Source organism: Microcoleus sp. LAD1_D3 (assembly GCF_036702135.1).
GTDB lineage: Bacteria > Cyanobacteriota > Cyanobacteriia > Cyanobacteriales > Microcoleaceae > Microcoleus.
Window position 1 is genome coordinate 15368 of record NZ_JAUBSB010000024.1, and the last position, 15548, is coordinate 30915.

11 protein-coding genes are annotated in these 15548 nt (G+C 43.9%); 2 read left to right on the forward strand and 9 right to left on the reverse strand.

Annotated elements, in window-relative coordinates:
* Nucleotides 1-111: 111 nt before the first annotated feature.
* A complete protein-coding gene (locus QUA74_RS15510) occupies nucleotides 112-321 on the reverse strand; it encodes a hypothetical protein (protein ID WP_333330439.1) in 210 nt (69 codons plus the stop codon).
* A gap of 986 nt (nucleotides 322-1307) precedes the next feature.
* On the opposite strand from QUA74_RS15510, the gene hmpF reads away from it, so the two are divergent.
* The gene (gene hmpF / locus QUA74_RS15515) at nucleotides 1308-3053 is read left to right on the forward strand and encodes a pilus motility taxis protein HmpF (RefSeq protein WP_333330442.1); all 1746 of its coding nucleotides are present in this window, start codon (nucleotides 1308-1310) and stop codon (nucleotides 3051-3053) included.
* Here the strand turns inward: hmpF and tilS are convergent.
* The 3 genes from tilS to ccsB all read right to left on the reverse strand — a co-directional run bounded on the left by tilS (nucleotide 3050) and on the right by ccsB (nucleotide 6099).
* Nucleotides 3050-4195 carry a tRNA lysidine(34) synthetase TilS gene (gene tilS / locus QUA74_RS15520; RefSeq protein WP_333330445.1) on the reverse strand — a complete coding sequence of 382 codons (1146 nt, stop codon included), beginning with the start codon at nucleotides 4193-4195 and terminating at the stop codon, nucleotides 3050-3052. The two genes, hmpF and tilS, sit on opposite strands and share 4 nt — an antisense overlap.
* A 127-nt stretch (nucleotides 4196-4322) precedes the next feature.
* Nucleotides 4323-4748, reverse strand: a complete 426-nt coding sequence (locus QUA74_RS15525; RefSeq protein ID WP_333330448.1) for a KGK domain-containing protein — start codon at nucleotides 4746-4748, stop codon at nucleotides 4323-4325.
* Between the two features lie 280 nt (nucleotides 4749-5028).
* The gene (gene ccsB / locus QUA74_RS15530; protein WP_333330452.1) at nucleotides 5029-6099 is read right to left on the reverse strand and encodes a c-type cytochrome biogenesis protein CcsB; all 1071 of its coding nucleotides are present in this window, start codon (nucleotides 6097-6099) and stop codon (nucleotides 5029-5031) included.
* A gap of 669 nt (nucleotides 6100-6768) precedes the next feature.
* Here ccsB and QUA74_RS15535 point away from each other — a divergent pair.
* Nucleotides 6769-7665 (forward strand): Rpn family recombination-promoting nuclease/putative transposase, encoded by an 897-nt coding sequence (locus QUA74_RS15535; protein WP_333330455.1) that lies wholly within the window; start codon nucleotides 6769-6771, stop codon nucleotides 7663-7665.
* A 373-nt stretch (nucleotides 7666-8038) separates the two neighbouring features.
* Here QUA74_RS15535 and QUA74_RS15540 read toward each other — a convergent pair whose 3' ends face one another.
* From QUA74_RS15540 to QUA74_RS15560, 5 genes are all read right to left on the reverse strand, one after another.
* The gene (locus QUA74_RS15540) at nucleotides 8039-10354 is read right to left on the reverse strand and encodes a dynamin family protein (protein WP_333330458.1); all 2316 of its coding nucleotides are present in this window, start codon (nucleotides 10352-10354) and stop codon (nucleotides 8039-8041) included.
* Between the two features lie 11 nt (nucleotides 10355-10365).
* Nucleotides 10366-11247, reverse strand: coding sequence for a hypothetical protein (locus QUA74_RS15545; protein ID WP_333330461.1), 882 nt, complete (start codon nucleotides 11245-11247; stop codon nucleotides 10366-10368).
* Nucleotides 11248-11304: 57 nt separating this feature from the next.
* Nucleotides 11305-13713, reverse strand: coding sequence for a dynamin family protein (locus QUA74_RS15550; protein WP_333330464.1), 2409 nt, complete (start codon nucleotides 13711-13713; stop codon nucleotides 11305-11307).
* Between the two features lie 146 nt (nucleotides 13714-13859).
* The gene (locus QUA74_RS15555) at nucleotides 13860-14072 is read right to left on the reverse strand and encodes a hypothetical protein (protein WP_333330468.1); all 213 of its coding nucleotides are present in this window, start codon (nucleotides 14070-14072) and stop codon (nucleotides 13860-13862) included.
* The coding region (locus QUA74_RS15560; protein WP_333330471.1) for a CHAT domain-containing protein at nucleotides 14066-15548 on the reverse strand (1483 nt) is incomplete at its 5' end. The genes QUA74_RS15560 and QUA74_RS15555, both read right to left, overlap by 7 nt.

Consider the following 15548-nt stretch of genomic DNA (forward strand, 5'->3'; position numbering starts at 1 on the left):
CTTCGATAGCCAAAGTTTTGAAGTTTTTGGCTGAGTATGCCGTCAGTTTATCCAACACATCTTGGCGTAGGTCAACTTCAAAATACCGAGGATTCTCTGGTTTTACCGCTGCTACCAGCAGCAAGTGCCGATCAAGCCCCAATGGGAACTTGAGGCTAGTCTGTTGGGTTGGATGAGTTGCGATCGAGGTTTTTTTGGGTTTGCCACAGCCCTAAAATCAGGTGCAGTCAAAATGAACCTTTGTTGGCAATTGTCAGGAAAACCCTCAGTGCCGATCGACCTTTTTGCTCGCCCGCGGCGATCGTCATAGGCTCGCGTCATTACCTTATTCTAAGGCAGCGCGGTTCAAATCCCTAGTCGGCCGGAGCAAGGCGCCGGCTTGGGGCAGCAACGGCTTTTATGACGATCGACCCATAACTAAAGCGTTGTAAAATCAATACAAACTTTTGGATCGAAACGCCACAGGCAAGTCCTGGGCTAACGACATGGGGATTTAGACCTGGGGATCAGTAGGTAGGGACTTTTAAGTCTCGTGAAACGATTGTGTTGCTAAAACCAGAGTGGTATAATTGGCAGAGAGCGATTCGCCAGAGTAAGAATAACTTTCACCCCATTGAAATATCCTAGACGGCGAGCAACCCCGGCAACGCACTAATCCGATTAATTCGGAATAGTTAAAGGGCAAATAATTGCAGCATAGGTCACGTTCAACCTTAAAAATATGAAGGACTCATCAAGTATGCGCTCCCGGATAAGTCAAGTTCTTTGAGTGTGTAGAGGGATATTTGAATGTCCCATTGTCGTCTTGAAGGTGCGCCAGAATCCCCCGGCTTTAGAGGTGGGGAGGTTCAAGGACTAACCTTTTTCAGCTTTGGGCTATAGCAGTCTCCGCAATTTTGCTAGTTTTTAATCAAGCGGCATTGGTACTGCTCTCTCATTCCTCCAGACAACTGGCGGCGGCCGTACTTTCTGGAAGTTCTCCCGTGAGGACGTGCTATGCGTGAGTGCTGAAGAAAAGTTAGAAAAAAATGCTATCCCCCGATTGGGCAAACGATACCAAAAAGTAAGACTTAAGTGGCAAAAAGTTATCCTTACTTGCCTATACTTGTTTACTTTAGGTAAGTTGACTAAAGATCACACGCAGTGTTATGTTTAGTCAAGAACCTTTGGCTTAAGGGGGATAGCCTACTTATCTTGGGATTAGCCGTCTACCCAACAGCGTAGGAAGTAAACACCACTTATCTTTTAGGCCTTTAAGTAACTTAAAGTAAGTTGGGATAGGTTTTACGAAGCAGAGGACTATTAGTGTGCTGTATCTAGCGGAAGTACAAAAACAGAGAAGCGGCTTTGGTCTCGGTGGCGGTAAGGCTGAACTGAAACTGCTAGCTTGTCAGCGGGGCGAACATAACTGGAGCGCCGTACCAGGCGATGACGCGATCCCAGTTGAGGAAGCTAATAAGTTTAACGACGGCACGCTGGTGCTAGTTGAGTTGAGCGCTAGCAAGCAAGTGCAGCGGATTCAGGAGGCGGCCCGCCAGTTGGTGAGCATTCTGCAAAATTTCTCGCGATTGCAGGACAAGTTTAAGGATAAGGAAGAGGAAATTGAACAGTGGAAGGCTTCTCTGACGTTTTCGAGTCAGGAACTCAATCGCCGGGAAATGGAAATGCAAGCCCGCGAAGAGCAGTTGGCTCAAATGGAAGAGGAGTTGGAGCGGCTAGAGGCTCAGCGCTCGGAAATTGAAAATACTCGAGATGAAGCTAACCGACTTCGAGAAGAAGTTGATCGCAGTCGCGTGGAAATTGAGACGGCCTGGGAACAGTTGCGGGGCGAGCAGCAACGGGTGGCCCAGCAGCAGTCTGAGGTTCCGCAGGGAGCGGTAGTTGATGAGCAGCAGACTCAGAGGATTCAGGAGTTGATGCAGAAGCTGGGAGGGGCAATTGCTTCTGCCCAAGGGGTGCGGGAACAACTGAATCAGTCTTTTGGTGCCGTGGGCGCTCAACAGGCAATTCTGGATCAGCACTGGCAGCAGTTGGAGCAAAAACAAAGCATAGCTCAACAGCAACAAGAAGAGGTCGATCGACAAAATCAGAGCCTCCAAAACCGCTGGCAAGAGTGGTACCAATCTCAAGAAGCTTTGGCGCAAGCTCGGGCGGAGCTTAAAGGGCAGCAAAGTAGCCTTAGCGCTAAGCAGGAGCAGGCTCAGTCGGTGTCTTTGCAGGTGCGGGCTGTGGAGGATCTTTACCAGCAACTTTCCAGGCTCGCATCTGCTTCGGGTGCTGCCGGTACGCAGCAGAAAGTAGATGTGTCATCTCTGGAGAAGATGCCCGTTGAGGAATTGCAGGGGCTGGTGCAACACCTGCAACAGGATTTGGAGAAGGTGTTCCGCTTTGTTAACGATCAAGAGGAGGAGTTGACTCTGCAACGGGAGACAATCGAGGAGCTGCAAGGGAAAATTCAAGCTGCTAGCGAGTATGATCGCATGGCTTTGGAAAACGAAATGGCAGATGAACTTGAAAGTTATCAGATGTTAAACGAAACTCTGGTGGGACAGCGCCTCCGGTTGCAGGAACGGGAAGATGTTTTAAAGCAGCATCAGGCGGTGCTGTGGCGGCGGCTGGGTACTGGTAATGCTCCCAAACAAGAGCGAGGAGATATTGATTTGGGGCCGATTGTCGCACAGCTCAATACTCAGCGGCAGCAGCAAAGCCAAGAATTGCAAAGACTGGAAAACGAAATTCCGCAGGTGCGGGAAGCCATATCCCAAATTGAGGCCAATGTCAACCGCCAAAATGGGGAAAGTGAGGCGAAACGCTACGAACTCAAGCAGTTAGAGCAGAATTTGTTCAACCAGAGAGGTGCAGTGGCGCAACTCTGGGGCAGGGTGAATGTTTATCAAGAAATGTTGCAGCCGGTGCAGGACAATTTGAATGCGCTACGCCAAAAGCTCGAAGCGGTGGCGGGGGAACTCGATCGGGTACAGGAGACGGGAGACGAGCAAGATCGGGTAGTTTCTGATCTACGGCAAGTCCTTTCGGGTTTGATAACAGCTTAAAATTTAATATCTAAAATTATCGAAGGGTGTTCGACTCGACCGATCGCTCCTCCAGGAAATGGATCGGTTTGCGATCGGTTGGGCGCTACGATTAAGCTGGTTAGTTTTTCTACGCTTTCAAAACTGGGCGCCGAGGGCAATATTTGTTGCAGTAGTTGCCGCATTGCCCGTCGCTGCAAGGCCAGGGGTGCTTCCCGCAAAATCGGGCGATTTAACTTGACGGGAAGTTGAAAATTCACCTGTGGGCTGTCTGCAATTGGAGACATTGCTCGCTGTAACAAGTCGCTGGCTGCAAGTTCGAGATATTCTACGTCCGCACGGAGGAGTTCGGCTGTTTGAGCTAGCGCTTGTTGGGCTTTTGGGTTGAAATGAGTTTCCAAATAAGGCAATAATTCCGCTCGAATGCGGTTGCGACTATATTGCAAGTCTTGATTTGTGGAATCTTCCCAAATTGGTAGTTTTTCCTCTTGACAAAATTGACCTGTTTGCGATCGAGTTATTTCGAGCAAGGGACGAACTAAATAGATTTTAGATTTTAGATTTTGGATTTTCGATTGGGAATTTTCATCCTGATTTTCCAATCTAAAATCGGCAGATATTTGGGAGTTGGGATTTTCGCCGGAATTCCCCAATCTAAAATCTAAAATCGGCAATCGAAAATCGAGCAGGGGCCGCGTCCAGGTGAGGGCAGAAAGTCCGTCGGCGCCACTGCCGCGAATCAGGTTGTAGAGGAGTGTTTCGGCGCGATCGCTGGCTGTGTGGCCTGTAACAATGTAGGGGTAGTTGTGGGCGATCGCAATTTCGGTTAATGCTTGATAGCGCCACTCTCTGGCGGCTGCTTCTGTTTTGGGGATGTCCGAGGCTGTTTCCAAATAGTAGGATATTCCCCAGTTTCTAGCTAATTGTTCTACATGATTGGCCGAGGCTTCCGAGTCAGAACGCCAACGGTGATCGCAGTGAACAATCGCTAGGTTCCACCCCCATTTTGGCTGCAAATCTAGCAGTAATTTAATTAAACACAGAGAATCTTGTCCACCGGAAACTGCTACTAGCAATCGCTGATTTGATGGCAATATTTGTCGGTACAGCAGCGTCCTGTGCACTTGAGCGTGCAGGTGCGTCCAATTGGAAGATTCAGCCATGAGAGCAGTTTTTCAGTAAGCAAAAATCAGGAAGTTAGAAAACGAGCCGTGTCCGGGATTTAACCGATGGATTTTGAGCAAAGAAGGGGGATCATCCCCCTCTCCCTATCTCTCAGTCTTTGCCTTCCTAGCTCCACATTCCTATACTTTGGGGGTCACGGTCTGGATACCTAGAAATAGGAAAATGATTATTTATTTCTGTTGAGTCACATTGATTTAATGGCTCATCTATATCGGTTTGATTTGAGCTATCTACGGCGTAGTTTTGCACGGTATCTGATCTTTCTGCTGCGGCAGGAAGGGCTTTTTGTTCTTTGATTTCAGGTTCGAGGGGAATAAACTCCAGACGCATTCTAAGTTTTCCTTTAGTCCAGTCTTTGCCAGCACTTAATAACTCGCAATCCAGACCCTCTGAAAATAATTTTTCGTCTACCAATTTTGACTGCATAATTGCCATAAATTCGCTGACTTTGAATGTACATTGATACATCAAAGCACTGGTAGGGGCAGACACAACATCGTCTTCTTGGGGAAATATTGGCGATTCGTCCATATTAATTGTCCTTATTTTAATGAATGAAGGAAGTTCGGCAACGGATTTTGTAACGGATGTAACGGATGTAACGGATGTGAGGAAGGGCGAAGTTATAAGAAGGAAGAAGGCCCTTCGACTTCGCGAGCGGGTAAAAAAAGGGAAGAAGGAAGAGGGAGTTAATTATTAGAAACTCGCTGGTTGAGTAAGGTGGGAATTGCCCACCCTACAACCGGAGATGATATTAATCCCGATTCTTTGACTTATCCTGTTCTTATTTGGCTGATTGGTGTATCGGGAATTAGAAAAACCAACCGTAGGAATGTAAACCTTTGCCTAACAGATTAACGCCTAGATAGCAAATCCAAACTACCACAAAACCTGTGGCTGCTAAAATTGCTGGGCGTCTTCCCTGCCAGCCGCGAGTGATGCGGGCGTGTAGGTAGGCAGCAAATACCAACCAAGTAATTAGCGCCCAAGTTTCTTTCGGGTCCCAACTCCAGTAAGATCCCCAAGCTTCGTTAGCCCAAACCGCACCGGCAATAATACCAACTGTCAGTAAGGGGAATCCTAAACCGATGATGCGATAGCTAATGTTATCAAGAGTTTCTGCTAGATTCAAGCGCTGGGGCGAGAGAAGTTCTGCGGTTTGATTTGGGGCGGTTGATGGGGTTTGAACGGTTGCTAATTCGAGCACTGCGGTGGTGCCCAAACCGTTATTGTTGGAGTTGAAAGAAGGTTCGCTGAAAGCTAATGCGCTGTCGGCGCTGGTTTCTGCAATTTGAGGTTCGGGGTTTTGAGGGCGTTGGAGGCGGTAGTTGCCGTTGCGGTTGCTGTTGGTGCCGAAGGAACTACCGGTGAGTTCGATTTTTTGGCCGCGGGTAACGATTAAAAAGGCGATCGCCAGTAGCGCTCCTACCATTAAAGTTGAGTAACTGAGCATCATGACGCTAACGTGCATCATCAGCCAGTTTGATTTGAGGGCGGGTACTAGGGGCTCTGCTGATTGCATGGTTGCGGGCAGAGTCAGGGCTGCAAAGGCAGATATTGCCATTGCTACGGGGGATGTGGCTACTCCTACTAAGCGGGAACGACTCATGTTTTCCGCGACTAGGTGGATGGCGGTGATTCCCCAAACTAGGAAAAATAGGGATTCGTAGAGATTGCTTAAGGGGAAGTAGCCGGCTTCTATCCATCGAGAACCGAGTAAAGCGGCGATGGATAGGTTGGCGACGGCCATTCCTGCGGTTCCTAGGGCTGATAGGTAGGGGATGCCGGGGAATGCTGCGCCAACCCAGTAAATGAGCATTGTTGAGAACAAAATGGCAAACGAGATGTTGTCCAGCCAGTTCTGGAGTACGACCAGATCCATAAAAATTACTCCGGTAGTGTTTTTACTTATTTTTGCTAACTAGATCGATCGTACTGGGGTTGGGCAGTTTTGGGTTTGGGATTTTGAATTTTTGTGGCAATTCTGAGTTTTTGGCGGTTGTTGAGGTACGGGCGGGCGATCGCGCGGACGCATCAAACAAGCTACTATTGACCCACCAGACGAGTGTCTCCCCGTCAAGTCACACTTGTTGATTCTGGCTGAGGGCTTGAGGTTGGATGAGTTCCAAGTAAGGAAACACGGAATGCTGATGGGCGAAATTCGATCGCCGATTAACAAAATTAGGACTTACGCAGAGGGGGCCAGAAACCGGGTTTTTGTAGGAAAATCCTTTGTTCGTACTCGAAGATTAAGTAAAAAACCCCGTTTCTTTGTCGGGAGTGCGTCTAGGACTGAAAATATAGGATGTTTTTTGTTCTGGGGCTATCTGGAATCCTTTAGAATTGATTGAGCTGATTACCCATTTGCTGTTTTTGCAACCAGCAAAAAAACGGAAGCCCCCGACAATCGTTGTGGATACTCCCCAAATTTTAGACTAAAGCTCAACCTCCCAGATTTATCAAGGCGAGTCAAATCTAAAATCTAAAATCTAAAATCTAAAATCGACTGACGGTTCGAGCATTTGCATAGGTTAGAGGAGATGTTGGGTTAATGCGTCGAGATTCAATATTTTACAAGTTATTTCAAGAAGCTCCGACGCTGCTGTTTGAGCTATTGGAAGAGTCACCATCGAATGCGGAACAGTATCGATTTGACTCCGTTGCTGTGAAGGAACCGAAGTTTGAAATTGATGGGGTGTTTTTGCCACCGGATGCTGAGCCTGGAGTTGTATATTTCTGTGAGGTGCAGTTTCAGCGGGATGAATTGCTTTATGAGCGATTGTTTGGTGAGTCGTTTTTGTATTTTTATCGCAACCGTCAGCGATTTACAGATTGGGAAGCGGTGGTAATTTATCCGAGTAGATCGACTGAACAATCAGAAACGCATCCGTATAGATCGCTCTTGAACTGCAATCAGGTGCATCGCGTATATTTGGATGAGTTGGGGGATATTGAACAGTTGCCGCTGGGGGTGGCGCTGATGGCTTTGACGACGATCGACGAAGCGAGTACGCCGGAAGTGGCGCGATTGTTGCTGGCGCGATCGCAGCGGGAGGAATCTGAGGCAGCGAGTCGCGCCATAATAGAGATGCTGACGACGATACTGGTTTACAAGTTTACAAGTTTGAACCGAAGGGAGGCAGAGGCGATGTTAGGGATTACGCTTGAGGAAACTCGGTTTTATCGGGAAGCTAAGGAAGAAGGCATTGAACAAGGCATTGAACAAGGCATTGTCCAAGGCCGCGAACAAGAAGGGAGAGCCTTGATTTTACGTCAGTTAAATCGCCGTCTGTTAAATCGGCGAGTTGGAACATTACCGGAATCTATCACGACTAGAATTGCTGATTTGTCGATCGAGCAAATTGAAACTCTAGCAGAGGAATTGTTAGATTTTCAGTCGATCGAGGATTTAGAGGTTTGGCTGGAGAATTTGCCGCAGGGAGATTGATACGAGGTTAGGAATTGCACTTGAGGGGGCGATCGCACCATTTACGCGCACAAAGAAATCAAACGTACCCCCCCTCTACTTCCTGGGTTTTGGGGTTCTTTTGCTGCATCCGCCGTTGCTGAAAGGATATTAAGGGGGCGATCGGGGATGATTCCGGCGGATTAGAAGCGGATTGATGATGGTGGAAGATGTTTTGGGCGATCGACCTGCAGACTTATGTTAAATTAGACCTCTTGCAAAAAATAGCTAAGACGGGCTCTCCGCCCCATTCCACAAAAAAAGATGATTTTTGTGGGATGGGCCGGAGAGCCCGTCCTAAAATTTCATTAAAAGGACTTTTGCAAAAGGTCTATTTTCCTGTAGTTTCAGTCCCTCACAGTACCTCCGGCGAACGACTTCTTTTTAAAGCAATAGATAATTGCCTCAATCGTTCGCTAACTTCTAAATTCGATTCTTGTGACTTCAAGTTATCAGGTATTTCAGCAAACAGAAGTGGATTTCCCTGCAACCACTCATTGAGAGCAACGCCAGTCCAAGTACCTTCTTTGTCTCGGAAACTATCAACTAAACCCTTCTGTTCTTGAATACAGTATGACTCAAAACCAGCCGCACTGAAAATTGCATAAATTAAGTATTCTTCAAACGCACTAATATCATTTCCTACCTCAAAAACTACAGCTTCTTCTTGTGGCGATTTTATGTCATTAGAAAAATCTCCCACTATTTGCGCTGCTACCCCAGCAATTTGTGTTGCTATTCCTGTAACTCCTAATACTTGTTGCCGAATCTCCGAATTAAATAGTAAATCTGAACCATATTTTACATATTTTTTGAGAACCCTAAATGCAGCTTCTTCCCCACTATAGTAGTTATCAATAATTTCAATATCTACCCCTAAACTTTTGATTATTTTATTTCGAGTATCACTATTAACTGGACCGCGAATCAGCGCTTCAGCAACTGGACGCGCAAAGCGTAAAAATAATACGCTTAAGCTATTCTCTAGTTTTGCTAAAAAATATTCCTCTGAATTTTCAATGAGCCTGGGTTTTACTTGATTACTTTCCCATAATAAACTTGTCATATATTCAACTAATTTTAATGCTTCATCCTTAAGTTCTAAAGCAAGTTGATGAGCAATTGCAGAGAGAAGCTTACTAATATCACCGTACAAATCATCACGCCAAGCAAAATTGGCTTTCATGCGGTCAAACTCTGGATTGGAGTTAGCAAGAAAGATAGTATCTTTCTTTTTAAATGTTTCCTCCCTGAGTTTCTGCATTTCATTGTCAACGATTTGTAAATATCGTTCTCTAAATTTTTCTATTTGAGTGAATGACTTAGCATTAGAACTATCTAAGGATTTGTTTACAACAGAATATTCATAATATTTTTGTAAATCAGCTTTGATTGTTTCCCATTTTTGATTCCACCATTCTGTAAATAAAACCCGCCGATTATTTTCTTCAAATAGCTTGGCTTCTTCAGGATTTTCTGGATACTTTTTGCTGACAGTAATATAAATCTGTTCAGAATTGCTGAAAATTTTATTGATAGAAGCTTCGCATCTTTTCTTTAAAATCGAGACACGCTCAGTGTTGATATAGTTAAATATTTTTTCCTTAATTTCTGGAATTCCCGTACCATTTTTATTCAGAGTTTCTTCATCGGTAATTCCAGTCAGTCTCTTCAACTGAGCTTCGATATTACTTGCATCCCCAATCTCTAACTTAGTCTGTTCTCCTGCTAAACCATTCAAAATTAGATAGGCTCCGGCTGAACCATATACAATGCGTTCAGGTGGAAGCTTTGCACGCTTTAACCAGTCTTGAGATGCTTCTTCAATATGTGTTTTAAGTGCCTCTGCACTACCTAATGAATCAATCCGACTTAAAAATACAAAAAGCTTATCAGCAACGGTGACGTTTTTATCGCCAAGTTCGGTAAACTTGATTATTTCTAGTTCCTTTTCTCGGAGGCTAGTAAACCGCTGTACCAATATCACCGCATCACAGTCAGAGAGCATTGCTTGTGCTTCATCAACGTGCTTTGCTAAACCTGAATCTAAACCGGGAACATCATAAAAAACAATTCCTTCAGCCTGAGCAAGTTTGTTAGTATAAAGTCTCGCCTCTAAAACAGCGTGAGCATACTTTTCATCTGCTACATACTTCTTGAGTGGTTCTCTAATATCTTCGAGTCTAGTAAAGGGAAAAGTCAGATTACCTTCTCTTCTTACCTGTTGTAATGTTATTTCGTTTGCTCGTATAGTATTTAGGTCTTCTTTCGCCCCTACTTTCTCAAGTTCCTTTAGTAAATTGAGAAACTCTTCTTCAGTTCTCGCTTGTACTTCCAGCCTTTGTTCGGACTCATTTTCAACTGAATAAATTTGGGTGGTTGTAAATGTACATCTTCCTCCCTTCGCTGGAAGTAAATCGCATTCTAACCAAGCATTAATAAATGTGCTTTTTCCGGCTTTTTCTAACCCGACAACAGCGATGCGAAACTCTCGCTTTTTGAGTCTTTCAAGTTGGCGACGAGTTGGTTCGGCTTCTTGTAAAAGTACCTCTTTTAATCGAACCGAAACTTCAGCTTGGGGTAACATAGCCAAATTAAGCGCGTGTCGCTGCACGTTTAGAGCGTCGCTAAGACGAGCCTCATAGTAAGAAGATGCTGTTTTCCAATCCATTTTGCGGTTCCTTAAATACGGTTAAAGTTTTCTAAACCAAATACAGATAAATATTTTAGACAAGCTAATTGTGTAACCATACCTTGTCCATTAGGAGGGAGATTTCTCTTTAAAATATATGGGACTTTCTTCCCTATCATGTCTTCTCCATCAGTAATGTTAATCCTGACATAAATTTCTCTCTGTTCACTCACAGTTGTAATATTTTCGCCTGTTAATTCTAGACGTGGCTGGATAGTATCTGCATCTTCAGGACTTGTACATAGAAAATATAAGGAATTATCTATGAGTTTTTCTATGTCAGACACATTAATTGGGCTATTGTTTGTTAAATTTCCTACCACTGATGCTGGTACAACAAGACACAAGGCTACAGGTACAGGAACTTTTAGATGTGGTGGAGAGCTATCTGATGGCTGTGATGGCTGAATTTTGCGGTCTTCTCTTAGTTGTCGTTCTTTTTTGACTTTTTCGAGATATTTTATACAAACAAATGTTCCTACAATCAGGCATCCTATGACAACAATTTGAAATAATTTCATATCATTACCTCCCAAATTACTTTTTAACTTACGTGTATTTTTTAAAAACTCTTTCTCCCGCTTAATTATATTATCATATATCCATTGTATTTGGCTATTAGGATTACTTATGAAAACCCCAATAATGTCGTCTGATATAGATAAATCATCTTCTAATAATGCGTAATCTTTAATTTTAAGATACTGACAAACTTCTTGAGCTTGTGAGTTGTCTGCTCCAAGTATTATATATATTACTGTGGACAGAACTCCCTTCTTTTGGTTTTTAATGTTAGGATAAATCTCCTCACAAATCGCTTGATACAATTTTTCTATGTTTTGATCTACTGGAAATCTGGTTTGCGAATTCATGTCATTATATTTTTGGGAGCGAGCAAGGACTTTAAATTAACAAAGTCAATTATCAATTCAATTAACTTTCCAAATCTTTTCTAAGCCTGAAAACTCTTCTGCTAGGTTTTGAGCTTTTTGTGCCATAGGTTGCCAGACGTTTCTTTGCTTTTCATAATCAATAGTAATTTCTTGGTTTGCCTTATCGAGCCTTTCTTGATAACGGTCAATAATATCACTCTGAATTTTGTCTACATTTTTTTTTAGACAATCAATTTGTTCTAGTAACCAGCGTGCAACTTGATTTACTCTTTCTGACTCTTCCTCTTTCGCCTGCTCTATCCAACCAGTCAGTAAATATTCTATGCTGGGTAGTTTAGCATTATCGCTAGAACGTGGTTGATACTCGGTTTCATAAATAGTTTTTTTCCCTATCCACAATGTATACCAAGTTCTTTCTTGTCTTGGAACCTGTACTGCTTCCTCCCAATTCCCTTTTGTAATAGCAAATCCTGCTTTAAACCTAAAATTAAATGTTAAATGACTCTCGACTTTAATAAGTTCGGATTCAGGGAATTTAATCGCTATGTTAGGTGCTTTATCATTTGCTCCCTTTTCAAGATATGACAAATGGCAACGGAACAATTCAGATACAGCCTGGTAAATTCTATCTAACTCTTGTGTAGAGATATGTTTTAATACATCCTTTATAACCAAGTTAAGATGGATAGCTAGTTCATTGAGTTCCTCATTTATTTCTTTGAGTTTATTCTTCTCTTCCTCTGTTCTTGCTTCCATTGTTGTCCCTTGTTTAGCAGCGGAAGCCGTGTAGCCCAACTTAACTAAACGGTTAAGGTTTCTTGCTAGTAAATTTACATTTAAAACATTTGCTCTTTTCAGATTTGGACTGTCTAAATCTACTCTCCCAGTCTCTAAAGACTTTGCTACTGCTTCTAATACTTGGTTAATTCCTCTCTGAAACTCGTTTTCCCATGAATGTACTGGATGTAATTTTACTCCTAGTTCATTGTATGGTTCAACTTTTAGAAGCTCCGAAATTACGGTTCTTATATACTTCACAACGTCATCTTCTGACTGTTTTGCTAAAACCTGTTTAACTTTTGTATCTAGTCTTTCAAAAGGCTTTTTTAAGTTTGTATCGCTGCTTTCTAAGAACCCTTCAAGTGCTGCCCTAATCTGTGATATTTTTTCACATTCCTGTTGATAGCGTTCTTCCGAACTATTAAGAATAGCTGTTGTTGTTTGTGTTACCCATTCCGTTACGGCATTTCCTGCGGATAGATTGAAGCGTTCTATAATTTGTGGGATTACTAACTGTGGAAAGTGTTGAGTAATATGTCCCCTTAAGTTCTGTTGAAATTCCTCTGCATAAGATTTTTGCCATAATGCTTCAGCAACTCGGTTTCGATCGTGTCTAGACCATTTTTGTACGTTACGTGGCAGGACTTCTAATATATCTTCATCAATTAATCCATTAAAATTGTTGTCTGCCTTTTTACAGGCTTCCGCACTATAGATATCATCATTATTTTGGATCAGAAGGGCTAGTAGCGCAGGCCATGTACTAAGTTTGACAACTTGTAACTTTTCAATATCTTCCGTATATTCTTGTAATTGTTCAGTCAATTCGTTTTTTATATCACGTCTAGCTTTTTCAACAAAGCGATTTTCTGTTTCAGGCCAATTTTTGTCGGCTCGAAAAACGTCAATCCGATTCAGAGTAAAGAGCATACGTGCAGGAGAACCACCTAAATCTTTTACCTGCTGTACAACTTCTTGCAGTAAGCTTTTTACTTTATGTGCATCGGTTTCTGCACTATTGTATGTGACTATGCACAATGCCTCTCGGCACTGTTTAATAACATCTGCGTTACCTTGATCGCCCACATAGGCCAAACCAGGTAAATCAAGAATTTTTACCCTTGTTCCTTGTGGTAGTTCCAGTTTAGACTCTTTGACAAGCCTGAAAGGGTAAAATATTGTAGATTGTGGGCAAGCTAAATTCGGTTGTTTTTCTCGGTTTTCGATATAACTTATCATTACTTGGTATAAGCGCTGATAAATTTTTTCCTCTCTGATACCTCTCCACTCTCCGCACTCCCACAATGCTCCTGGTGTTTCATGGATTATTAGAGACTTTTCCTTGCTATATTCGATAGTGACTGCCCCTGCGCTCATTTCACTTACGGCTACGGGGACAATTTCGGCTCCACATAACAAATTTACTAAAGTGCTTTTCCCACTACTGGTGGTTCCTGTAGTCGCAAGAGTCAGAGTTGGATTACGGAGTGCCTCAACCAGAGTGCTTAAAGCCTCGTCTAATTTACTGGAGAGCTTTTGTATCTCAGGCTGATATGTATCTGGTAAATGTTCGGAAATTTCTGTAGAAAAATTATTCCAGTATTTAGCAAGCAGTTGAGCTTGGAATTCTACTTCGTCAAAAACTTTGTATAATTGTTTACTCATGTGTTAAATACTGGTGTTGATAGTGAATATGTATTCTAGTTAACATATTTGAGTCGCCACTCATAGAGGGCTGACAGCAGCACTGTTTAATTATGACTCTCGGTATAATACTATAACCTGTCAAGAGGCGATCGCACTTTCTTTATTTAAATAAATTTACAAACAGGCTCTTCATATTTTTGCAGGTCTTCAATTAGATTATCAGCGGGCGTTGCTGAATCCAGGTCGGAAACGATCGCAAAAACGCCGAAGGAGCGCTCTAAATTGCGATCGATTATACCCATATTCCCCAACCCCGCTGATCGAACTCTCGCACAATTAGCCAACAGTCGATCGACTAAAACAAACCCTATTACCAAGGATTACCAATCATTCTAAAAGCAGACCAATAATAAGGATGAGAGAAATTCTGACTCGCCGTGTTTGCCAATTCCGGGGGTAACGGCAGATTGCCAACAGAAGTGTGCAGCATCCCCCCTTCAATTCGCACTTCTCCCCGCAACATCGCTAATTGCGCTTGCCGCAGTGCTTCTGCTTTAATCGGAGCAGTTTTTAACTGCCCGTAAAACTCCGCCATCAATCCTAAACTGCCCTCGTCGCTGACATACCAAAGAGTCGCCATAGCCGATTTAACCCCGGCTTGCACGGCTAACCCGCCAAAGCCCAACTCGGCCTCTCGATCGCCCACAGCAGTCTTGCAAGCACTCAAAACTAACATTTCAACTTGCGGGCTGTGCCATCCCATTTGCCGCAACTGATCCAAACGCAGTTTAGTATCCCACAACTGAATAAAGGATTCGCTGGGATCTCCCGATCGAAATTCGGCGTGGGTAGCCAAGTGAATCATCCCAAAAGGATACTGCTGGCGCTGCGATTTCAAATTAGCCAGGGTGAAAGCTTCGTTCAAGAAAGACTTACCCGGCCACTGCTGCGGGGTGATTGTCGATACTTCTATTTCCACCGCAGGCAAAGGACTCATCTCTGGAAATTGCGACGCCCCCATTGCCAGAACTTGGGTATTTTTGAAATTGGTGGCGCTGGTATCTGTCAAACTCAGACTCGGCATCGAGCCAACACTGTAACGCTCTACCAGAAAGCCTTTGCCGTCGTGTAGGGCGCCCATCGGTATCGATCGCAACCCCATATCTGAGATAAAAGATAAATTGTCAATGCCTTTGGCTTGCAGTTCTGCTTCGAGCGGCGCTACCATCCACTGGTAGAGTTGCTGAGCCAAGGGCAAATAACTTTTAGTGTTGCGCTTTACCGGATTAGTCAGTTCATCGCGAAATTTCCGAACAGCTTCCATTACCTCGGTGCGAGAGGTTCCAGGGATGCGCTGGCGAACGGGCACACCTTCGGGGGTGATCACCATCATTTCCAGTTCGTCAGAGGCTTGGATTTGCTGTTCTACGCGCAAGATGGGGGAACTGCTGTAAGGCCGATCGACTGTAGAACCCCTGGGTACAAAGTTGATATAAATGAGAGCTGGTTTGATCCCTGTGGCTTGTTGGACACCGCGAAGGGTATTTTGGGCATCTTCTAGGGTGGCGATCGCAGTTGTTGATGGCAAATTTAGGTAATCGACAAACTCACTGGTAAATCTCTCCTCGACGGGAAAAATAACGGCGCTGAGGTTAGCTGGCAACTGGGAAGCCTCAAGATTCGGAGACGCTGGAGGTGAAATGCGCTGTTGCCAGGAATTAGATATCTGGTTTTGCTGTTGCAAGCTGGGGGAAAATAAACGATTTGTGCTCGGCGGCTGGTTGGCTGCGAGATCCGGTGTCGGTATCGGTGCGAGATTTATGGGCGCAGCAGCAGGCGCAACCACTGGATTT